19 protein-coding genes are annotated in these 22,237 nt (G+C 59.4%); 3 read left to right on the forward strand and 16 right to left on the reverse strand.

The features are described 5' to 3' along the window. Nucleotides 1-103: 103 nt before the first annotated feature. Genes AC13E3_RS13295 through folE form a run of 3 tightly spaced genes read right to left on the reverse strand, consistent with a single transcriptional unit; the run spans nt 104 to nt 1,533 of the window. Entirely contained in the window at nt 104-541 is a 438-nt protein-coding gene (locus tag AC13E3_RS13295; protein ID WP_053113275.1) for a CoA-binding protein, read from the reverse strand. A 23-nt stretch (nt 542-564) separates the two neighbouring features. After that, nucleotides 565-939 carry a dihydroneopterin triphosphate 2'-epimerase gene (gene folX, locus AC13E3_RS13300; protein ID WP_008172757.1) on the reverse strand — a complete coding sequence of 125 codons (375 nt, stop codon included), beginning with the start codon at nt 937-939 and terminating at the stop codon, nt 565-567. Between the two features lie 24 nt (nt 940-963). Next, nucleotides 964-1,533, reverse strand: coding sequence for a GTP cyclohydrolase I FolE (gene folE / locus AC13E3_RS13305; RefSeq protein WP_008172758.1), 570 nt, complete (start codon nt 1,531-1,533; stop codon nt 964-966). 196 nt (nt 1,534-1,729) lie between these two features. Here folE and AC13E3_RS13310 point away from each other — a divergent pair, with 196 nt between their 5' ends. Beyond that, nucleotides 1,730-2,650, forward strand: a complete 921-nt coding sequence (locus tag AC13E3_RS13310; protein WP_008172759.1) for an alpha/beta fold hydrolase — start codon at nt 1,730-1,732, stop codon at nt 2,648-2,650. A 19-nt stretch (nt 2,651-2,669) separates the two neighbouring features. Here the strand turns inward: AC13E3_RS13310 and AC13E3_RS13315 are convergent, their stop codons facing one another. Next, nucleotides 2,670-3,737, reverse strand: coding sequence for a GGDEF domain-containing protein (locus tag AC13E3_RS13315; RefSeq protein ID WP_482902120.1), 1,068 nt, complete (start codon nt 3,735-3,737; stop codon nt 2,670-2,672). Nucleotides 3,738-3,932: 195 nt separating this feature from the next. Here AC13E3_RS13315 and AC13E3_RS13320 point away from each other — a divergent pair, with 195 nt between their 5' ends. Next, nucleotides 3,933-5,015 carry a patatin-like phospholipase family protein gene (locus AC13E3_RS13320; protein WP_273070362.1) on the forward strand — a complete coding sequence of 361 codons (1,083 nt, stop codon included), beginning with the start codon at nt 3,933-3,935 and terminating at the stop codon, nt 5,013-5,015. A gap of 63 nt (nt 5,016-5,078) precedes the next feature. Continuing rightward, the gene (locus tag AC13E3_RS13325) at nt 5,079-5,327 is read left to right on the forward strand and encodes a CDGSH iron-sulfur domain-containing protein (protein ID WP_092030765.1); all 249 of its coding nucleotides are present in this window, start codon (nt 5,079-5,081) and stop codon (nt 5,325-5,327) included. On the opposite strand, the gene AC13E3_RS13330 is transcribed toward AC13E3_RS13325, so the two are convergent. The 12 genes from AC13E3_RS13330 to pilG form a co-directional block, all read right to left on the reverse strand. After that, nucleotides 5,309-6,331 carry a PAS domain-containing protein gene (locus AC13E3_RS13330; RefSeq protein ID WP_008172765.1) on the reverse strand — a complete coding sequence of 341 codons (1,023 nt, stop codon included), beginning with the start codon at nt 6,329-6,331 and terminating at the stop codon, nt 5,309-5,311. The two genes, AC13E3_RS13325 and AC13E3_RS13330, sit on opposite strands and share 19 nt — an antisense overlap. A gap of 91 nt (nt 6,332-6,422) precedes the next feature. After that, entirely contained in the window at nt 6,423-7,235 is an 813-nt protein-coding gene (gene znuB / locus AC13E3_RS13335) for a zinc ABC transporter permease subunit ZnuB (RefSeq protein ID WP_008172766.1), read from the reverse strand. Then, the gene (znuC, locus tag AC13E3_RS13340; protein ID WP_286801155.1) at nt 7,222-7,989 is read right to left on the reverse strand and encodes a zinc ABC transporter ATP-binding protein ZnuC; all 768 of its coding nucleotides are present in this window, start codon (nt 7,987-7,989) and stop codon (nt 7,222-7,224) included. The genes znuB and znuC overlap by 14 nt, the downstream gene beginning before the upstream one ends. Next, complete coding sequence (locus AC13E3_RS13345; RefSeq protein WP_286801154.1) at nt 7,982-8,473, reverse strand: Fur family transcriptional regulator; 492 nt, start codon at nt 8,471-8,473, stop codon at nt 7,982-7,984. Before AC13E3_RS13345 ends, znuC begins: the two co-directional genes overlap by 8 nt. Nucleotides 8,474-8,546: 73 nt before the next feature. Continuing rightward, nucleotides 8,547-9,008: a chemotaxis protein CheW gene (locus tag AC13E3_RS13350; protein WP_008172769.1), complete on the reverse strand. Its 462-nt coding sequence runs from the start codon at nt 9,006-9,008 to the stop codon at nt 8,547-8,549. An 11-nt stretch (nt 9,009-9,019) separates the two neighbouring features. Continuing rightward, nucleotides 9,020-10,072, reverse strand: a complete 1,053-nt coding sequence (locus AC13E3_RS13355; RefSeq protein WP_482902121.1) for a chemotaxis protein CheB — start codon at nt 10,070-10,072, stop codon at nt 9,020-9,022. Further along, entirely contained in the window at nt 10,072-17,607 is a 7,536-nt protein-coding gene (locus AC13E3_RS13360) for a hybrid sensor histidine kinase/response regulator (protein ID WP_482902122.1), read from the reverse strand. Before AC13E3_RS13360 ends, AC13E3_RS13355 begins: the two co-directional genes overlap by 1 nt. A gap of 11 nt (nt 17,608-17,618) precedes the next feature. Next, nucleotides 17,619-18,518: a CheR family methyltransferase gene (locus AC13E3_RS13365; RefSeq protein WP_039881965.1), complete on the reverse strand. Its 900-nt coding sequence runs from the start codon at nt 18,516-18,518 to the stop codon at nt 17,619-17,621. 27 nt (nt 18,519-18,545) lie between these two features. Next, nucleotides 18,546-20,621: a methyl-accepting chemotaxis protein gene (locus AC13E3_RS13370; protein WP_482902123.1), complete on the reverse strand. Its 2,076-nt coding sequence runs from the start codon at nt 20,619-20,621 to the stop codon at nt 18,546-18,548. Between the two features lie 91 nt (nt 20,622-20,712). Continuing rightward, nucleotides 20,713-21,258, reverse strand: coding sequence for a chemotaxis protein CheW (locus tag AC13E3_RS13375; protein WP_008172777.1), 546 nt, complete (start codon nt 21,256-21,258; stop codon nt 20,713-20,715). 20 nt (nt 21,259-21,278) lie between these two features. Then, complete coding sequence (gene pilH, locus AC13E3_RS13380; RefSeq protein ID WP_011787171.1) at nt 21,279-21,641, reverse strand: twitching motility response regulator PilH; 363 nt, start codon at nt 21,639-21,641, stop codon at nt 21,279-21,281. A 32-nt stretch (nt 21,642-21,673) separates the two neighbouring features. Then, entirely contained in the window at nt 21,674-22,066 is a 393-nt protein-coding gene (gene pilG / locus AC13E3_RS13385) for a twitching motility response regulator PilG (RefSeq protein ID WP_008175635.1), read from the reverse strand. Nucleotides 22,067-22,237: the final 171 nt, after the last annotated feature.

Genomic DNA, 22,237 nt, shown 5'->3' on the forward strand with positions numbered 1-22,237 from the left:
TCTACCAGTCTTCTGTTTTATGTCCGGTGATTATGTCAGACCTGATAGACCGGTTACAGAAGAGTGCTGGAAGTGTGACGCAGTTCCTGATGCAGGTCGGGTATCAGGCGTTTCCGGAAACTCTGGCAATCCCCAGCCGGGGAATTTCCTGCTTGGGGCAACGGTCCATCACCACGGTCAGCCCCGAGGCTTCCGCTCGCGCCGCCCCTTCATGGTTGATGACGCCAATCTGGAGCCAGACCACGGGGATTTTCAGATCGATGGCCTGGTCGATAATTGCATCGGTGCGCTCCGGCGCCAGGAACAGGTCAACCATGTCCACCGGTTCGGGAAGGCTTCGGAGGTCGGCGTATACCGTTTCACCGAGCACGGTCTGACCGGCCAGGCGGGGATTGACCGGCAGGATTCGGTAGCCCTGGGACTGCAGGTATTCCATGACTTCGTGGGAAGGCCGGCTGGTCTTTTCACTCGCGCCGACAAGGGCGATGGTCCTGACAGTGGTCAGGATGTCACGCAACTGTTCCGGGCTGGTACTGGGCATGATGCTGGCGAAACCTCGCTGGATTAACGGTGTGCCTGCAGACAGACAGACACGGACTCCGCGTAGCGTAGCGCGTGAGGCTTGTCGATTTCCACCTCGGCCCACTGTACCGCTTCATGCTCCATGACGATGGTCAGGACCTCGTGGGTCAGACGCTCAAGCAGGGCGAAGCGATTGCCATCCACATGGTGAATGATCTGCTTTGTGATGGTTCGATAGTTGAGGGCGGCGGAGATTTCGTTCTGGTTTACGGCTTCCGTCGCATCATAAGTCAGCGCAACGTTGATCAACACGTCCTGCTGATTATTGATTTCCTCTTCCTTGATGCCGATGTAGGCCCTGAGAAGAAGATCCTTGATGCGGACTTTTGCCAGGTGATTCCCGTTGACGTCTGTCATGCGCCCTCCCTCGGGTCAGATAGTTCAGCGATTGTTACTGATCAGCGTCAGAAACTCTGTGCGGGTTGCCTGGGATTTGCGGAACTGCCCCAGCATCATCGAGGTTTTCATGCGGGAATTCTGTTTCTCCACGCCCCGCATCATCATGCACATGTGCTGGGCTTCGATGACAACGGCCACGCCCTTGGCGCCCGTGACGCTCTCAACAGCTTCGGCAATCTGTCGGGTCAGGTTTTCCTGGATCTGCAGACGGCGGGCGTACATGTCGACGATGCGGGCAAACTTGGACAGGCCCAGTACCTTGCCAGCGGGCAGGTAGGCAATGTGGCACTTGCCGATGAACGGCAGCATATGGTGCTCACACATGCTGTAGAGTTCGATATCCTGAACCACGACCATTTCATCCATGGCCGATTCGAATACCGCATTGTTCACCAGGTCGCCAAGGTCCTGCTGGTACCCGCACGTGAGGAACTGCATGGCCTTGGCCGCGCGCATTGGAGTGTCTTGCAGACCCTCGCGATCCGGGTCTTCGCCCAGGCCATCGATGATGGCACGGAAGTGCCCTGAGAGGTCGTCAAGGAGTTTACTCATAGTCTTTTCCGGTTAGCAGTGTCTTACGAGGGCCAAAGCTTAAGGCAATTTGCCCGCCATCTCTACGCTTTACGCAGGCATCGTCGGAAAAGACCACTTTGGCCGCCACGCCCAATGGTATGGGCGGTGGGGCTATGGCAGTGGCGGCCGGTTTGTTCTACAGTTTCAGGCTATCAATGTTCGTCGGGGACAATGCATGGATGAGGTGATGCCGACCGTTGGTGGGGTTTCCGCCGCGGGGCGCGAGGAAGGCACCCTGGAAGGGTGGCAACATGGAGGTAAGTGGTTCAGTTTCGAGGGACATGCCATCTTCAGCCGGATGGCAGGCTCGGGAGAACCGCTGGTGCTGATCCATGGATTTCCCACTGCCAGCTGGGACTGGAATCGACTCTGGCCGATGCTGATTCAGCAGCACAACGTGCTGGCCCTGGACATGCTGGGCTTTGGCTTTTCCGATAAACCCGCCGATTACGATTACAGCATTGAAGACCAGGCGGATCTGTTTCAGGGCTGGATTGAGGGTCTGGGTCTGCCGTCCGTGCACCTTCTGGTTCATGACTACGGGTGCAGTGTTGCCCAGGAGCTTCTGGCGAGGGAGCAAGAGGACCTGCTGCCATTCCGGATTGCGAGTGTCTGTTTCCTCAACGGCGCCCTTTTCCCCGAGGTCCACAATCCCCTGCTTATTCAGAAGCTGCTGGGGAGCCCCTTTGGCGGGCTGATCAGCCGAGGCCTGACCCGACGCAGTTTCGAGCGAAACTTCCGCCGGTTATTCGGAAGCCAGAATCCGCCTGATCGACAGGATATGGAGGATTTCTGGCACCTGCTGACCTACAACAACGGCCGGGGCATCCTGCATCATCTGATCCAGTTCATGGAAGAACGACGCTGTCACCGCAACCGGTGGGTTGGCGCGCTGCAGAAGGCAACGCAGCCGATGCGATTGATTTCGGGTACCGCCGATCCGGTCTCGGGTGCCGGCATGGTCAGACGCTACAGGGAACTGATGCCCGATGGTGATGTGGTCACCCTCAGGAATATCGGGCACTACCCCCATCTGGAGTGCCCCTGGGAAGTTTTCAGTGCCTATCGGGAGTTTCGCAAGCGCTGCGAGGGATAACCCCCGGGGCGGGCTTTCCTTAGCCCGATGCGGAATCGGGCATATCCTCGGCACCCCGGCCTACAACCGGTAGCGGCCGGGCCGCGTTGACGACCTGGTTGCGACCCCGGGATTTTGCTTCGTAAAGCGCCTGGTCCGCCCGGTTCAGCCAGACTGACCAGGTCTCACCCTTGCTGACCTCGGCGACACTGGCACTGGCGGTTACCTTGATATCTTCCTGGAATGGCCGTGCGCTGATGCTGGTCAAAAGCTGATTCGCCAGCACATCGGCATCTTTCTGGCGGGTTTCCGGCAGAACGATCATGAACTCCTCACCACCAATCCGGAACAGCTGATCGCTCTCGCGCAGGCGGGATCTCAGGCGCAGTGCCATTTCCGTGAGCACCTTGTCGCCGGCCAGATGACCCCACTGATCGTTGATCGTCTTGAAGTAGTCAAGGTCCAGCAGAATCAGGCTGGAGACCCGCTCATACCGCTCCCGCATCTGAATCTGACCGTTGAGGATGTCAGCCAGTTGCGAACGGTTCAGACAGCCGGTCAGGGGATCGGTGGTTGCCAGTCGCGTGAGTTCCTGCTGAAGCTTGCCCACCAGCGAGGCGAAAATCATGGCAAACAGGCACGTGAGACCCAGCGAAAAGGTTATCCGCCAGAAGTCGGCCTCGGGAAATCGTAAAAAGGACACGACGGCCATAACAACAACGAAAACAATGTTGCTTCCAATCGCCTCCCTGAGCGGTAGTAAAAAGAACAGGGCCGTGGCAGCCGGGTAGGCCCAGTAAAGGCCGGCATGGCCATTGATGTGTGTCGAGTAGGCGGCACTGACCACGGCGAGCAGTGGAAACAGACGGCCTTTGAGGAAGTAGGTGCCCCGGAACCTCAGGAATGCGATAACCAGAAGGGCGTTCGTGCAGAACAGGACCAGTACCGCGGAAAGCAGATAATGGGATTGCTGCCATTGCACCAGAACCAGGGGCGCTACGGCGATAAATGCCCAGAAATGCAGGTGATAGACCAACTGGCGCTTGAACCCCAGCACCGCGAGTGTCGGGTTGGTGGCAAGGGTGGAGGGTGGTACCGAAAAATTCACAGCATACTCCTGCTGTCTGAGTCCTATCCGCCCGCGTCCGGTGCCGGGACAGTCTTGAAGTCTAGCATGGCCGTTCATTTAATGAAGCAGACAGCGCCGTTTATGACCACCATTAGTTTTGTTCAGTTGGCCGCGCCTTGTCCACTTCGTTAAACTCCGCGGGACTGATTCAGGGACACGCCCAGGGACCATCCTATGACTGCTATTCACATCCGAGAACCGGCTCTGACGATCCGGGCAGGCCGGCGCGCGATGCAGCGCCTCAGGGAAACGCCGCTGTCGCCCGAGGATGTGCATGTCATTCCGGGTGCTGCCGGTGGCCCCAAGGCTCTGGGAATAAGTGGCCTGGATAAAGCCATTTTCGGTGACTGGTTGCCAAGGGTTCCCCAGGAGCGATCATTGATCGGCTCGTCGATCGGCAGCTGGCGTTTTGCCGCCGTGGCTTCCTCCGATGACCCGAAAGCCCAGCTTGCCCGGCTGGCGGAACTTTATACCGCACAACGCTTTGCCAAGGGTGTCAGCGCTGAGGAAGTGAGCCGCAAGAGCGTGCTGTTTCTGGAAGAGCTGCTCGGTGGGCGGGAAGACGCCATTCTGAACCACCCATGGTACCGACTGAACGTTGTGGTCGTTCGCAGCCTTGGCATGCTGGCGGAAGACGCCCGGGGCCGGCTGGGGCTCGGCCTTATGGGCGCGATCAGCGCCAACATGGTCAGTCGTCGTCATCTGGGCAGGTTCATGGAGCGGGGCATCATCCACGACGCCCGCCTGAAAGCGCCTTTGGCGAAGCTGGTGGATTTCCCGAGTCACGAAGTGGCGTTATCCCGCGAGAACCTGCTGCCTGCCCTTCTGGCTTCTGCGTCCATTCCCCTGGTGATGGCCGGTGTCCGCAATATCCCCGGCGCGCCCGAGGGTGTCTATCGAGACGGTGGTTTGCTGGACTACCACCTGGATCTGCCTTACCAGCAGCCTGGCGTGGTGCTCTACCCGCATTTCACCGATAAGGTGGTTCCCGGCTGGTTCGACAAGTCCCTGCCCTGGCGGCGGGGCGACGCCTCCCGGTTGCAGGACGTGCTGCTGGTTGCGCCATCAAGAAGCTATCTGGAGTCCCTGCCTGACCGCAAGCTCCCGGACCGGAAGGATTTCGAGCGCTATGCCGGTGACGATGCCGGCCGGGAACGGGCCTGGCGTTCGGCGATTGCCGAGAGTGATCGCCTTGGCGATGAGTTTATGGAACTCACCGAAACCCGGCGCCTGCCCGATGTCATCAGGCCGCTCTGAACACAGGGCTTCCGAAAGAGTGACTATACTGGTGCAGTAAAGTCACGAATCGGGGGATATGTTATGTCGGATGAAAAACCGGTGGTCGCCAGCAAGACACCGTTCTCTGTGATGGTTGAGGCGGGCAAGAACTACTTCTGGTGTGCCTGTGGCCGCAGTAGTAGCCAGCCATTCTGTGACGGTTCCCACAAGGGGACCGGGATAACCCCGATCAAATACGAGGCGGAGAAGAAAGAGTGGGTGTGGTTCTGCGGGTGCAAGCAAACCGGTAACGCCCCTCTCTGCGATGGCAGTCACAAAGCGCTCGAGTAGAGCGCCATTCGCTGCAGGGTACTCACCCTGAAGCCCGAGAGGCCGTGAACCGGGTCTTTCAGCGCCCGAACCCTGAGTACTACTGGAATCTCCGTCTCCTGGTCACGATGGACCAGGGAAAGATCAACGCGTTCAATGGAACTGTCACTGCGGGCGGCTGCGAGAGCTCGCCGGAAATTGTCCCGGGACGCCGGTGCAACAAGTTCCTCCAGGGGCTGGTTGACCAGGTCAGCGGGTGCCTGGTCCAGAAGTTCGGCGATTTGCGGTGAAACAAAACCGATCCTGCCTCTTTCGTCCAGTTCCCATATGACCGCACCGGACAGGGCCACCAGATCCCGGCTCCGTTGCTCACTATCGTTCAGTGCCCGCCGAAGTATCGATTTTTCGACCTGAAAGTTGGCGATCTGATGGTCAGCACCAATTTCTCTCTGTTCCAGACCACGAATGTGAAGTGTTTGCCGGTGTAGCCGTCGGTTCAGCACCAGGGTGAGGGCGGCCGCGAACACCGACAGGGCTGCACCGGCGATCCAGACGGTTCGTCGGGAGGCTTGGGCGACCGCTTCAAGTCCCTCTGGAGACGGCACGGTCGTGAGTATCCAGTTCTGATCCATTGGCGAAACTTCGGTACGCAGCGCCCGTGTCGGGTCCACCGAACCGTTGGTGCCCAGTTCCAACAGCGGCATCTTGGTATGTCGTTCGAGGGTGTCGATGCGCAGTCCGAGAGAATCCGGCAGGGTGTCACTGAACAGGGCCTGGAGCCAGGCCGACACGGGTTGGTTGTGGTCGCCCACCATCGACTGGTCCGGAACGTTGGCCAGCAGATGATTCACCAGGGCCTGATGCTGGGCGTGATATCGCGCTTCGGCAAGCGCCATGGCCCGACGCGCTTCAATGTTTGCAGTAATTCCGGTTACCAGCAGGCCGGCGGCGACCAGAAGCAGGGGAATCCAGATTCCTGGCCATAAGACCGGTCTGCGGAAACGGGCTGGAGTCGAGCTTTCCATGCCGGGCGTCCTTTGCGGCTGGGTCTGTACCCTCAGAACAGACCGACGTTACTCCTATACTCTAGTCCAGCTCATGAAGAGAGGGAAATGCTCAGGTCCGGACTTTGCCAGCTGCGCCGTAGACCAGCAGGAATACGGCAAAAGCCGTGACAACAACGGAAGGGCCGGCCGGTGTGTCCAGGTGCCAGGACAGACTCAGACCGCCGCTCACCGCGACAAACCCGAATCCGACGGCCATGGCTGCCATGATTTCCGGATTGTGGGCCAGGCGCCTGGCGGTTGCCGCAGGAATGATCAGCAGTGCGGTAATCAGCAGCACGCCGACGATTTTCATGGCTACCGCGATGACCAGTGAGAACATCAGCATCAGAACCAGGCGAAGCCGCTCTACGGCAACACCCTCCACCCGGGCGAGTTCTTCGTGAATCGTGCTCATCAGCAACCCCTGCCAGAGCACGGCAAGTAGGATAATGATCAGTGCCGCGCCGCCGTAGATCCACAGCAGGTCTTCACGGCTCATGGCCAGCAGATCCCCGAACAGAAGGCCGGTCAGATCGACGCGGACATCCGGCATGAAGCTCAGGGTTACCAGGCCTATGGCCAGGGCGCTGTGGGCCAGTATGCCCAGCAGGGTATCGGTTGCCAGAGTCCGGGTCCGTGACAGGAGTACCAGCGCCATGGCCAGCACCACACAGGTGATGATCACACCGAGGTTCAGCGGCACGCTGATCAGGAAGCTCAGGGCGATGCCGAGCAGCGCCGAGTGTGCAAGGGTATCGCCAAAATAGGCCATTCGTCGCCAGACCACGAAACAGCCCAATGGCCCCGCTACCAGGGCCACGCCGAGTCCACCGATCAGGGCGCGCCAGAAGAAATCGTCCAGAATCGCGTCAATGATGGGCATGGTCACACTCCGTGTGTTCGCCCTCGACAACATCCCCGTGCAGATCGTGGCTGTGGTTGTGGTGATGGTGATAGACCGCGAGGGACTCTGCCACGGGGCGACCGAATGTCTCGATGAAAGCCGGGTCGTGGGAGATGTCCGCAGGGTAACCGCTGCAGCAGACATGCTGATTCAGGCAGATAACCTTGTCGGTTGCTGCCATGACCAGGTGCAAGTCGTGGGAGATCATGATAACACCGCAGTTCAGGTCATCCCTTAACTGGCGTATCAGATCATACAATGACGCCTGGCCATTGATGTCGACGCCCTGGGCGGGCTCATCAAGGACCAGAAGGTCCGGTTTGCGGGCCAGGGCCCGAGCCAGCAACAGCCTCTGCTTCTCTCCCCCGGAGAGGTGGTGTACAGAGGAATGCAGCAGGTGTCCGACGCCGGTGCGGGCAAGGGCAGACTCACATTCCGCGAGGGATCGGCCGCTGAGCAGCATGAACCGTTTAACGCTCAGGGGCAGTGTGGCCTCCAGCGTCAGATGCTGCGGGACGTACCCGATCACCAGGTTCTTTTTCAGGGACACCTGACCCTCAGACACTTTCTGGATGCCCAGTACGGCCTTGATCAGTGTCGTCTTTCCTGCCCCGTTTGGACCAATGATGGTGATGATGTCGCCACGGTGAATCTTCAGGTTGACCTGATCAACCACGGGGCGTTCGTCAAACCGGACAGTGAGGTTCTCCAGGGTGACCAGAGGATCAGTCATGGCCCGGCTCCGACTTGCATCGGGGACAAAGGCCGGCAATTTCAAGCGTCGTGGTCTCGGCCCAGAAGCCTTCGCCGGATGCGGCTTTACGAACCTCTGTTGAAACCTCTGGAGCGGTCAGTTCGAGCACATTGCCGCAGGCGCGACAGATCAGAAACATGCCGGTGTGGCTTTCACCCGCGTGGGTACAGCCGATAAAGGCGTTGAGCGACGCGATGCGGTGCACCAGCCCATGCTGCTGAAGGAAATCCAGTGCGCGGTAAACGGTGGGCGGCGCAGCGTTATGACCATCGGACGACAGTTCCGCCAGCACGTCGTAGGCGCCCAGCGGCTTGTGGGACTGCCAGATCAGTTCCAGAACCCGTTCCCGGATGGGCGTCAGTCGGGCATTCCGCCGCTGGCAAATGGTCCGGGCGTCAGTCAGGGCCTGACTGACACAGGCATCGTGGTTGTGAGGCCGGTAGGGAATAGCACGGGCAGACATGGTCGCAATCCTGCAAAATTTGAAACATTATAACATTTGCAGGGCTGTCTGCCATGTCCGGCAGTGGCACGGGTCAGTGTCGGGACTTTACAACCAGGGATTCCAGAAATTCCAGATTCGGAATCCAGGCATGCTCACCTTCAACCTCGACCTGCATCAGATCCGCCGGCCCCGGTTCACCCTCCAGCTTCCTGACCTGGTCTTCCGCCAAACGGGCCTGGCTGGGAATGCCCTGGGTAACCAGTGCCATAAACGGGACTTCCTTGTGGTGATCGCCAATGGTGTTGAGGACCACGATGCGGCCCCGATTATCGCCCGGAACGGTGAGGGCGCCGCCGTTGGCCGCGTCGTATGAAATCACCGGAAGTTGCAGGCCCCGCCAGTCAAGGTAGCCAACCAGCCATTCCGGCGTGTTCGCGCCGGCATCAGCGCTGGCATAGTCGACCACTTCCGCAATCGAGACGTTGGGCAGCAACAGTTGCCGTCCGCTCATGGGAATCATGACGCAGGAGAGGGATTGGCTGTTGTCATTCATTGCGTGTTACCTCAGGCGGAGTCCCGTTTCTGCCGGCTCTTGAGCAGGCAGGATTCTTCGATGGTTTTTACCAGTTCCCGTGCCAGCTGCTCCGGGGTGCCACAGAAACCGCTGCAACCGGTGGCGGCGACGGATTCGGGCATAGAGCTGTTGCCGCAGCTTGTGCTCTCCTGGACCCAGATCCGGCTACCGTAGGCTTTCAGTAAAGGCGCTGCAATAGCGCCATCATTACCCATGCCGGAAAAAAGAATAGCATGGCAGCGCTGGCCGTAATGATCCGCGACGTTGAGCAGGACCTGATCAATGGAAGGGCCATAGGGCCCCGGCCAGGCATTGCTGGTTTCCGTCAGGGCTCCCTGCTCGTTCAGTTTCCATTCGTGCTCCACGGGCATCAGCACCACATCACCATTCTTGACCCGATAGCCTTCCTCGGCTCGCTTGAGCTGGTAATGGGCGTGGCGACCCAGTACCCGCGTAAGAACCTCTGTGAAGTTCCCATCTATGTGCTGGGCGTAGATGAAACCCACGGGCAGGTTCGGCGGCAGGTGGTCCAGAAATGTCTTAACCGCCGCCGGCCCTCCCAGTGAAGCGCCCAGAATCCAGACTTCCTCGGCCACCGAACCGGGTACGGCAGGCGTTATCCAGTGAGGCAGTCCAGGCGATGGTGCTGGTGCCGGCGTTTCCTGCTCCAGTTCTGCCAGAGTGGCTTCTGAGTCCAGCTCTTCCAGGTGTCCCAGTTGCTGCTCAAGTTTGCCCAGTAAACGTCGTTCCCAGCGAAAATACTCGGTACTTCCCGGCTTGGGTGCTTCATCCAATCCGAACAGTACCGGTGCGTCGGTATTTTCAAGCAGGTGATCGAACAGTAACGGGTGATCTGCCTCGTCTTCGAGGGTAACCAGCCAGAGGCTGGCATCCGGGAACTCCGGGTAGCCCAGCAAACGCTCGGGATCCCCGGAAAAACGCACCTCCAGACCGAACTTTGATGTCGCGGCCTGCAGTCGGTGTCGCTGCAGAACCACATCCGAGACGATCCCGACCCTTGGCCGGCCAGTCTGGCCGGCCATCACTGACGTCCGGTCAGCCGCTCAATAGTCTCAAGCAACTCGGTTTCCTGGAACGGCTTGCCGAGATACTCGTTCACACCAATAGCCAGCGCGCGTTCTCGGTGTTTCTCGCCGGTCCGTGAGGTGATCATGCAGATCGGAATTTCCCGCAGGCTGTCGTCGTGGCGCACGAAGCTGGCAACTTCGAAACCATCCATCCTCGGCATTTCGATATCCAGCAGGATGATGTCCGGTTTGTGATCCTGCAGTTGTGCGACCGCGTCCAGGCCGTCTTTGGCAGTGATGACTTCCATGCCGTTGCGCTCCAGCAGTCGTGAGGTAACCTTCCGTACGGTAACCGAGTCGTCCACCACCATGACCACGGTAGCCTGCTCCTCGTACCGTGCAGACTCGCGGGCTTTCTCGAGATTGGCCAGGCGCTGGCGCTCGGACAGGATGTCGGAACGGATCATCGCAGGCAGGTCGAGAATCACCACCACGTTCCCGTCACCCAGGATGGTGGCACCAGACACACCGCGCACCGAACTGAATTGCGGGCCAAGGGATTTAACAACGATCTCCCGGCTGCCCATCAGGTTGTCCACCTGCAGGGCCATGGGCTGCTCAGCGCCGCGCACCAGGATCACCGGCAGCGGCAGGGCCTGCCCCTGCAGCTTCGGATGGTGATCGCTGTTCAGCAGGCTGCCCAGATACTGGAGCCGGTATTCCTGGCCAGCATATTCGTACATCGGCGCGTCCGGCTTGTAGTATTCCTCAAGCTCGTAGGTGCTGACCCGGACAATACCCTCGATGGTGTTCAGCGGGATCGCGTAGAAATCCTCGCCGGTGGACACCATCAGTGCCCGGTTGACGGAAACCGTGAACGGCAGGCGAACCGTGAAGGTGGTTCCGCGGCCAACGGCGGAATCGATGTCGAGGCTGCCGCCGAGCTGTTTGATCTCGCTGGCAACGACGTCCATGCCCACGCCGCGGCCGGAAATCTGGGTCACCTGCTGGGCGGTGGAGAAGCCGGGTTGCAGGATAAACTGGAGGATTTCCCGCTCGGACAGATCCTCGTCTTCCCGCAGCATGCCCTGACGGATCGCCTTGTCGCGAATGACCGAAGAGGGAATGCCGGCGCCATCGTCGATCATCCTCAGGACAACGTCGCCACCTTCGCGGGTCAGTGACAGTGTGACTTCGCCGGTCTCCGGCTTGCCGGCTTGCTTACGGTCCGCCGGGCTTTCAATGCCATGGTCCAGGGCGTTCCGGAGCATGTGCTCCAGGGGCGCGATCATGCGCTCCAGGATGTTCCGGTCCATTTCGCCTTCGGCGTTGCGGACATCGAAGTCGACTTTCTTGCCAAGTTCGCCGCTGATCTGGCGAACGATGCGCCGTAGACGGGGCACCATGGAGGCGAACGGAATCATCCGGGTCTTCATAAGACCCTCCTGGAGTTCCGTGTTGATCCGGGACTGCTGCACCAGCAGGGTTTCAGTGTCCCGTACCCGGTCAGACAGGGTTTCCCGCAGGTCTGCAAGGTCCGAGGAGGACTCGGTCAGAGCCCGGGACAGCTGCTGGATGGAGGAGTAGCGGTCCATCTCCAGCGGGTCGAAGTCGTCGCCGTAATCCGGTCCGTGTTCTTTCTCGGCACTGAACAGGATCTGGGCTTCGGTCTCGATTTCCATCCGGCGTAGCTGCTCACGCAGACGCTCGATGGTTGCGGCCATTTCGTCCAGGGTATGGCCAAAATCGCTGGTCTGCTGCTCAAGCCGGCCACGGGTAATACTGGTTTCACCCGCCAGATTGACCAGCTCATCCAAAAGCGGCGCGGACACCCGAATGGTCTCCTGGGCCGCCCGCTGTGCCTCGGCCGCCTGTTTGCGAACCTTGGCCGGCGATTTCCCGGGCTTGGGTGCCGGTGCTACCGGTTTTTCTGCCTGGGCGGGAGGCGTCGGCTCTTCAGGCTTTTTCGGTTTCGGCGCGGCCGGGGCTGGCGCAGGCTGTTCGGCCTTTGCCGAGGACACACCCATGCCGGACTCATAACCCTTACGAATCTCGGCAACCAGGGAGATGATGGCGTCGTGATCTTCGGTAATGGCCTGCCACTGGGACTCATCCGGGGCATTGCCGCCAAGGTCGATCAGACGTGTCTCAAAGGCGTGGGCCCTGTCCCCAAGCTGGGTCAGCTGGGAGAGGCGAGCGCCGCCTTTCAACGTATGCAATGCACGCTGGGCTTCCTGGTTGAAGGTGTGGTTTGCCGGCTCCTTGCGCCAGTCATCGAGCAGCTGCTCCAGCTGGTCCATGATTTCACCGGCTTCCTCCAGGAAGATTTCCAGTACTTCCGGGTCGATCGCTTCCTGTTGGGACTCTTCTCGGGGAGCAGCGGTCTCTTCGGCGGCCACTTCGTGGGCCACCCGGAAGTCCTCAATCAGGTCCGCATCCGGCTCGGGCTTGCTGCCCTGTTCCAGGCTGTTGAGCATGGTCTTCAGGCTGCCCAATGCCCGGTCGCTGAGCTTCAGCAACGTCTTCTGGTTATTGGACCCGGAGATGAGGGGATCCAGAGCGTCGGACCAGGCTTCTGCCAGGTTGGCAATCGGATCGACGTCAGAAAGCCGTGCGCCACCCTTGAGGGTATGCAGTTCCTGCTGCAGCTGGGTCAGTCCGGTCAGTTCCTCCGGTTCCTCGCGCCACTGGTCAAGACACTCACTGATGGCGTCGTAGATTTCCAGGCCTTCGTCCAGGAAGATGCCGATCAGGTCATCATCGCTGGCCTGTGTCAGAGTCTCGCTGAGGTCGGGGGCCTCTGCTGACTCCTCGGACGGCGCCGACTCGCCCCGAAGGATGGACTGGACGCGAGCGACCAGCTCCTCCGCCGGTGGGCAAGGCTTCTGCGTCGCCACCTGCTCAACCATTTGCGCCAGCCGGTCATGGCAGGCGAACAAGAGGTCGTTCATGGCGTCGCTGGCTTCCAGCTGCCCCTCCGCAACCTTTTCAAACAGGTCTTCGAGCACGTGGGTCAGGTCGCCAATGGCCTCAACGCCAGCCATCCGGGCGCCACCCTTGAGCGTGTGAACATCCCGTTGCAGTTCCGCGGCAATGCTCCGGTCCGACGGGTCTTCGGTCCAGGTGTGCAGGGCGCTGCCGGTAGAGTTGATCAGGTCGTAGGCTTCTTCCAGGAAAATGCCGACCAGCTCCGGATCCAGGTGCGAGAGATCGGCAACACCGTCTTCCACCTCGCCGGTTTCCGCGGTTTCTGAATCGGAATCGACGGGTTCCTCGACTTCCGGGAGCGGGGCCTGCTCTTCGTCGTTGAAATCCGGTTCTGCTTCTTCTTCAGGGCTCGCAACATTGGTGACCGGGCGTGTTCCGGTGGCGCTGTCGATGTACGCCTGGATTTCGCCAATCAGATCCGGCGCAGGGCGCGGTGGCTCCTTGGCTTCAAGGTTCTCGACCATGCCCGCAAGCCGATCGTGGCAGCGGAACAGCAGATCTGAGAGCTCATCATTGATCGATAGCCGCTGCTCGGTCAGTCCCTCAAACAGGTTTTCCAACTCGTGGGAAAGATCGCCTACGGCAGGAATGTCGGCCAGGCGTGCACCACCCTTAAGGGTATGCAGATCCCGCTGCAGCAACCGAAGGATATCCAGGTTTCCGGTATTTTCGCTCCAGCTCTGCAGCGCTTCGGCGGTGCTGTCGATGAGGTCGCGGGCCTCTTCCAGGAAGATCTCCGCAAGCTCTTCGTCCATGTCATCATCGGATTCGGACATTTCCGGCAGCGGCGGTTGTTCGGCCGCCGCTGGTTCTTCATTTGCCGGTACTTCGGTTTCATCCATCTCAAAGCTGAGATCGATTTCCTCGAGTTCACCGGTGAATTCCTGCTCGAAGGCGTCGGGCTCCTGGATTTCTGTGCTCGGAGCCCGTTTCAGGTTTTCGAGCGCGGTAACCATGTCGTCGCTGGATTCCGTGGCAAGCCCGGCAGCCACCTGATCCATCATGTTGATCAGCTGTTCGTGAGCTGCCCGAACGGTCTCGAAAAAGGTTTCGTCCGGCGCTTCATCGTGTCTGGCGGCTTCGTCGTAGGTGTCTTTCAACGCGCTTGAGAGCGCGGCAACGTCGCTGAGCCCGGCTTCTGAGGCGCCGGAGGTCAACTGCTCCAGCTCGGAACGCAACGGGTTCAACGACTCCATCTCGCCGGGATTGTCCGCCCAGTGGTCGAGAATCCGGTCAGCATCCAGAACGATGTCGAGGCCTTCGTTCAGGAACAACTGAACCAGCCGTGACGGTGCCTGCTGCGGATGCTGGCGCGGAGCTTCCTCGCTGTGGCCGCGGAGTGTCTCTTCCGTCAGTTGGTCCAGCTTCTCGAGGAAGGCTTCGGTGCCCGGCAGCGAGGCCTGTGGATTTTCACGGATCTGGGCCAGGCCCTGGGTCAGGAAATCGCAGGCGGATTCGATCAGCGAGAGCACGTCGCGGTTGGCCCGCTTGTTCTGTGCCCGGGATTCCTTGACGAAGCGTTCCAGTGGTGTGATTACAGCAGCAATGGGTGCGATGCCGGCGGTATGGGCGCTGCCTTTGAGTGTATGCAGGGCCCGGGAAAGATCATCGGTGTAGGTAACCGTGGTCTTGTCTCCGGCTGCTGACAGGAAATCCTTCAGCGTCTGCAGATGGGTCTCGGTTTCACTTTCAAAAATATCCAGCAATACCGGGTCGACCGCATCCTCTTCAGTCGTCTCGATCTCTGCGCCTGCAGCGGTGATCTCATCTTCCGCTACGGTTTCGGAGCCGTCCGATCCGGCCGCCGGCATCATGCTGGCATCGGGAATCTCACCGCTGGCCAGGGCGTTGGCGCGGGCTTCGAGGTTGGCGGTATCGAAGGAAGCCGCACGGCGCTTCTCGAAATCGTCGACCAGGGCCGGCAGGCTGGCAGTGACATCCTCCAGAAGACTGGCGATGTCATCGTTCATGAAGATGCTGCCGTCGATAACGCGGTTCAGCATGTTTTCCACGGACCAGGCCAATTCGCCAACAACCAGCGCGCCGACCATACGGCCACTGCCTTTCAGCGTGTGGAAGGCACGGCGAACTTCTGACAGAGCGCTACGGTCATCGTGCTGGCGCAAAAGCATTGGCAGGTATTCGCGAATGGTGTCCAGCACCTCACCGGCTTCTTCGACGAATATTTCAAGTATTTCATCGTCAATCAGGTCATCGTCATCGGCGGACTCATCCGACACGGCCTCAACGGTGGCTTCTTCAACGATGGATTCCGGGGTTTCCTGCTCTTCTTCTCCCGAGTCGGCGACGGTGTCTTCGACCTCGGGAATGTCCTGCGCCGTCACGGCATCGTCGTCGGTGCGACGGGTGGTTGCCATGGCCTCGGCCCGGTTGATGAGCTCCTCCACGTCGCCTGCGGTCTGGCCGTCCTTGAATTCACGGATCAGTGACGGAATGCGGGCATTGACCTCGTCCACCAGGGTGAACATGTCTTCGGTGGGGCGAATGGTCTGATCGATCACCCGATTCAGCAGGTTTTCCACAGACCATGCCAGTTCGCCGATACTGGTCGCGCCCACAAGTCGTCCGCTGCCCTTGAGCGTATGGAAAGCACGACGAACTTCGGTCAGAGCCTCACGGTCGTCGTGATTCTGGCGCAGACGGGGATAGAATTCATGAATGGTCTCGAGAACCTCTTCGGCTTCCTCAACGAAAATGCCAAGAATTTCGTCGTCCAGGAGCTCCGAATCCGAGCTTTTGGCCTCTTCCGGGGCGGTCGAAACGCTGGCTTCGTCCTGCTCGTAAGACGGTTCAGCGACGGTCTCTTCATGGGCCGTGGTTTCAGTCCAGGTGGGCTCAGCCCCGACCGGGAAGCCGAGGGAAGCGAGACTGTCCTCGGCCACCCGCAGAATCGAATCGTTTTCACCAATCCCCTCAGCGAGGCGCTCCAGGTAATACTCGATGCTGGTAACCGCATCGGCCAGGATGTCGAGCTGCTTCCAGTCAGGAACCTGCTTGCCGTCCAGCAGCACATCGCTGATGTAGCGCTCTGCCGAGGCCAGCATGCTTGCAACCCGGTCCAGCGGAATCAGGCTGAGGCCGCCGCGAATGCTGTGCAGCAGGCCGGGGACATGCTCGATTTCCCGGGTATCCCATTGCGAGGCAATGAAATTGACGATGGCGGATTTCACCTGCTCCAGAGTGTTCCGTGATTCCCGCAGCAACGCGCCGCTGGCCTCGCCCAGTTCCCGGGAGCCAAGGTTAATCGGTGTATCGGAGGTTTCGTCAGCGGACGACTCCTGCTGACCTTCGCTGTCCAGGCCGGCGAGACTGGCTTCGACGTAAAGCAGTGCGCCGGCGATATCCATCAGCGTGCCATCGTCAACCAGCTCGGCCTGGGCGCTGAGTTTCTCAACCAGTTCGACCTGCTCGGTGATCACTTTCCGCGGTATGCCCAGACCCAGTACAGCCAGGGTATTGGCCACTTGGCGCAGACCCGGTAACAGGTCGTCAAGCTCACTGTTCTGGCGGAGCTCTGAGCGGACAAACAGATCCAGCTGATCCTTCAGTTTCGCCAGCTCTTCATTGAGCGCGCCGACAACGGAATGGATGGCGTCCCTGCCGGGGCCGGAGACACGGGTTCGGGCGGCATCAACATCGTCTTCCGAAGGCAGTGCCTGGTTCAGCTGATAGGCATCCCGCAGGGCATTGACCTGGGGCGAATCCAGATCCCGGGCCCGGGCCACGTAGTAGAGCAGGTGTTTAAGCAGTGCTTCCGGAGCCGGTTGCTGGAGAATGTCCGCATGCTCGTCGGTCAGTCGGCGGATTTCACTGTCCAGTTCCCGAAGCAGGGATTTCACCGCCGCATTCACCGGATTGACGTGTGCCTGCAGTGTTTCCACGAACGCACTGGCTGCTTTCCAGAGCTCGCCCCGGGGCGTCTTCTGGCACAAGCGGATCAGTCGCTGGATCACCTTCTGCATGTACTCGAAATGGGCATCGAGATCCGCTTCCCGGATAACACCGGCCAATGCGAACTGGTACATCTGACGCAGCTTGCGGATGTGGCCCAGAACCGTCGGGTCCTGCAGGCGCTGGGATACCTTACCGGTCACAGTGATGCGTGAGGGGGCCAGATCCGGTTTGAACAGTGAGGTATCAGACAGCAGGGATTCGCCACGGGCGGCACGGAGGTCGTTAAGCAGTGGCAGCAGCACCATCGGAAAATCGTCCTGGCTGCTGGCCAGATGCTCGAGGTACTGGGGCAACTGCAGGATGGCCTGCATCAGGACTTCAACGGCTTCGTCGGTATTGGCAACGGTTTCGTTGAGTACGGCCTGGGTGAGCTTTTCCATCTCCTCGGTGAGCAGGGCTGCACCGTAGAGCTCGACCATTTGCAGGGTGCCATGTACCTGATGGAGATAATTCAGGCAGAAGCGCAGGCGCGCGGTGTCGTCACGATTCTCGACATACGCTTCCAGTGCATGCTGACCCTGGGTCAGCGTGTCCTGTATCTCTCCCCGAACCCAGTCGAGGGCGATGCTGTCATGGTGATTGCCCATAACCACTCCGGTTATTCTTCGTCAGTCTGGCGTTTGATCCACGCCAGCACATGTTCCGAGGGGACTCTCTGTAACCCTGGAGGCTGCCAGTCGGTCAGCTCTCCCTGGCCCAGTACCAGCAACCCCCCGGGCGCCAGCCGCTCTGCAAGTCGCTTGACAATTTCCCGCCGGCGCCAGCGACGGAAATAAATCAGCAGATTCTGGCAGAAGATAATGTTCATCCCGTGCATGGGTGCTTTATCCAGGTCCAGAACATTCAGTCTGGTAAAGCACACCCTGTCGCGGATGCTGTTCACGATTTCTACGGTGTTCCGCTCGGCCGGGCGGAAATACCGTGCTTTCATTTCCTCGTCCATTCCCAGCAGTTTGCGGGGATTGAACTGACCGTTCCGGGCCTTCTCGATCACCGGCTTGCTGATATCAGAGCCGGTGACACCGAACAGAGGCTGCAATGCCAGCTGCTCCATGCATTCATTCAGCACCATGGCCAGGGTGTAGGGCTCTTCCCCGGTGGAGCATCCGACACTCCAGGCCTCCAGGGGGCGCTTTTTCAGCTGTTCCCGCGGCCGTGTCAGGACATAGTCGGATACCAGCCGGAAAGCGTCGGGATCCCGGAAGAACCGGGTTTCCTGGACAGTGAGCCGGTCCACCAGCGTTGACCATTCCCTGATCGCATCCGGCCCGGATACGATCTTTTCGTAATAGGCCTGATAGCTGCTGCAGCCGATTTCCCGCATCCGGATGCCAAGGTTCGTTTCCAGAAACGAACGGCGCTCGGACGACAGGGTGATCCCGGTTCGGTGTTCCAGCAGGGTTTGCCACTGGCTGAACTGCGCCTCGTCCATATCCGGGAGTCGACGCAGTGACCAGATGCCCTCGGCAGGTGACAGGTTGTTATGCATTTGCGCCATAAACCGTCAACAGCCCTGGAACGGAAATCAGCCCACCACCGGAACGTCGCTGTCTTCCTCTTCCTCGTAATCAGCCACGTCTTCTTCCGGCAGAGTGAAGCCGGCAACGGAGGACCGAAGCTCGGACGCCATTTCTGCCAGGTTACCGATAGACTTCGCAGTCGCGTTGGTACCGGAAGACGTCTGGGACGTGATTTCCTGGATAACGTTCATGGTGTTGGAAATGTGCGCCGCCGAAGAAGACTGCTGACGTGCGGCGTTGGAGATGTTCTGGATCAGTTCCGCCAGAGACATGGATACGTTCTCGATTTCCTCGAGGGCGATACCCGCGTCCTGAGCCAGACGTGCACCACGGACCACCTCGGCGGTGGTGTGTTCCATGGAGATAACGGCTTCGTTGGTATCCGACTGGATCGTCTTAACCAGCGCTTCAATCTGCTTGGTCGCTGCAGAGGAGCGTTCCGCCAGTCGCTGTACTTCGTCCGCAACAACCGCGAAGCCCCGGCCAGCGTCACCGGCCATGGAGGCCTGGATCGCCGCGTTCAGGGACAGGATGTTGGTCTGGTCGGCGATGTCGTTGATCAGGGATACGATGTCACCGATTTCCTGGGAAGATTCACCCAGACGCTTGATCCGTTTGGAGGTTTCCTGAATCTGCTCACGGATGTTGTCCATGCCGCGGATGGTATTCTGTACCACTTCCGCGCCTTTCTTGGCGATCGCAACCGACCGCTCCGCAACCGCGGAGGACTCGGCAGCGTTCGAGGATACCTGGTCGATGGACACGGCCATCTCGTTCACCGCGGCGGAGGCGCCGGCGATTTCCTGGGCCTGGTGCTCGGAAGCATCGGCAAGATGCATCGCAGTGGCCTGGGTTTCCTGAGCCGCTGACGCTACCCGTACGGCAGTACCACGAATCGCCTGTACCAGTCCGCGCATCTGGTCGATCGCGTAGTTGATGGAGTCGGCGATGGCACCGGTGAAGTCTTCGGTTACCGTGGCCTCGGTGGTCAAGTCACCATCAGCCAGGTCGGCCAGCTCGTCCAGCAGTCGCAGGATCGCGTTCTGGTTCTGTTCGTTCTGCTCTTGCGTAGTAGCCAGTCGGGCCTGGGCTTCGCGGTACAGGGCCAGACCGATAAACACAACAATGGCAACCATGGCGGCCAGGATCGCGAAGGCCAGGGTAGGGCTGACCAGACGTGAGCCGGACTGGGTCCGGAAGTTCTCGGCCAGTACAGACAGTTCGGAAAGCAGGTTCTCGGAATTCTGGAAGATGTCGCTGGCAGCAGTACGAACCTTGAAGAGGTCGGGAGAGGCTTCAAGGATTGCGTCTACGTTCTGGGAGACGAACTGGAACAGCTCATCGACAGCTTCGAGACCGTAGATGGCGTCTTCGTCATTTACCTGAGAGATCCCCATGGCAGGGTTGCCGTTCAGCTGGCCTTCGAGCACTCGGCCGAACAGGCTCGCGTCACGACCGAAACGGTCCGCGGCGATAACCGCGTCTTCGTCACCGGAGAGTACGTTATTAACCGAGCGAACAATCCGCTCCGCCAGGAGTGACTGACGCTGCGCCAGTGCGATCTGTTCGGCGGGTGCGTCGTTGTCGAGCAGGATCTGTACGATATCGTCGTACTCAACCTGCAGCTGCGGAATGGTTTCGTTCAGAGTCCGGGCAACCTCGTGGAGACCGAGCACCGCATCCTGGGTGGAGAGGATGCTGTCGGCGTTTTCCCGCACGGTATTCCAGTTTTCCTGAACGCCACTCTGCTGGGCCAGTTCACTCGGCGGCAGACCGGTTTCCGGGTTACCCTCGGTTACGTTGGTCCAGAGCTGCTGGAATTCGTCACGGGAGCGGCGCAGCTGGTTGAAGGCCTCGGCGGTACCGCCGGCAGCCTCGGTCGCGTTCTTCGCAATCTCCTGAGAGAGCACTCTCAGTTCGGCGGTGTTGGCGATGTATTCCTGATCGTTCTGGCTGTCTGCATTGATAACGAACAGCACCACAACGAGCAGGATAGTGAGTGCGATCAGCGCGGCGATCAGGCCGGCAACCAGCTTGTTGCCTCCCTGTCCCATACTGAGTCTTCCGGCTCTGTTCTTCATTTTCTGGCTCCCGGCCTCTTCAAGAAATTGGCAAGTTTGTTTTTTCGGGTTTCAGGCGGTCAGGGTGATGTTCCTGCCATTGTCACCACCCTTACCACTGTGCGACGTCAAGAAATCGTTCGTCCTCGAGCAGATCGACGGCCGAAAACACTTTCCAGACTTCTTCGTTGCGTTCATAACCGCCTGAGACAAACGGTCGAACGTTTTCAGGCACGCCCTCGGGCGAATCCTTGAAACTGTCAGTTGCGAAATACTGCATGCCCAGCACACTATCGACTACCAGCCCGCTGAAAATGTCACCCTGCTCTACCACCAGCACGCGCCGTTCCCGCTGGCTACGGGAAGAGCGGGGAATATCGAAAAAGCCGGCAAGATCAACCAGGGGCAGGAGGCGGCCGCGAACATTGGCCGCGCCAAGCAAAAACGGGCGAACCCCCGGTATATGGGTAAACCGGGGGACGTGGAGGATTTCAGTGACTTCGCCCATGGGGGCAACGTACCGTTCGCCTGCGAGAACGAAGCCGATGCCGTTCCACAGTTCAACGGCTTGCTGTTGTTCCGGCAGGCCGGCAGCCAGCGACCGGCTGCGCGCGGCGATATCCGTCAGAACGGCAAAAGGGGCGGCCTGGGCGGACATGCTTACTCCACGGTTGGGGATCAGGCAATCAGACTGTTGATTGTTTTGATCAGGTCGTCTTCGTTAACCGGCTTGACCAGGTAACCCTTGGCGCCCTGTCGGGTGCCCCAAACTCGGTCAGTTTCCTGGTCCTTGGTGGTTACGATGACGACCGGGATGGATGCGGTTTCCGGGGCGCGGGTCAGTTGGCGGGTTGCCTGAAAGCCGTTCAGGCCCGGCATAACCACATCCATCAGAACCAGGTCCGGGGTCTCTGCACGAGCTTTGGCAACGCCGTCTGCGCCGTTGTCAGCTGTAAGCACCTCGTGCTTATGCTTTTCCAGGATCGTGGAGATTTTCTTAACCTCGGTAGGGGAGTCGTCAACAATAAGAATGCGGGCCATGGTTTCCTCGATAGTTCTTGGGGGCAGCAGGTTTACTGTTCCGCCTGTGGAACATACTGGCGGATGGTATTGAGCAGCTCATCCTTACTGAACGGTTTGGTCAGATACTGGTCCGAGCCGACGATGCGGCCCTTGGCCTTGTCGAACAGACCGTCCTTGCTGGAGAGCATGATAACCGGCGTCTTTTTGAAGGAGGAATTGTTCTTGATAAGTGCGCAGGTCTGGTAGCCGTCCAGGCGGGGCATCATGATATCGACAAAAATGATGTCCGGCTGGGAATCGGCAATCTTGGCAAGAGCGTCAAAGCCGTCAGTCGCGGTGATGACCTCACAGCCGACCTTTTTCAGAAGGGTTTCTGCGGTGCGACGTATGGTTTTACTGTCGTCGATCACCATGATCTTCAAGTTCTCGAAGTTGTCATCCATTGTCCAACTGCCTTGCGCTCAGCGACTGTCGTTATTTTAAAACGGGGGTTTTAACACAAACCTTAAGGTTCTTCTATAAACCCCGCTCATTTATAGATTATCAATGGCCGGATAAAAAGTATTAGTTTGTGACCAAATGTACTACTGCCCGCAACGTCACGTAACTGACTG

Source organism: Marinobacter sp. L-80 (assembly GCF_056859395.1).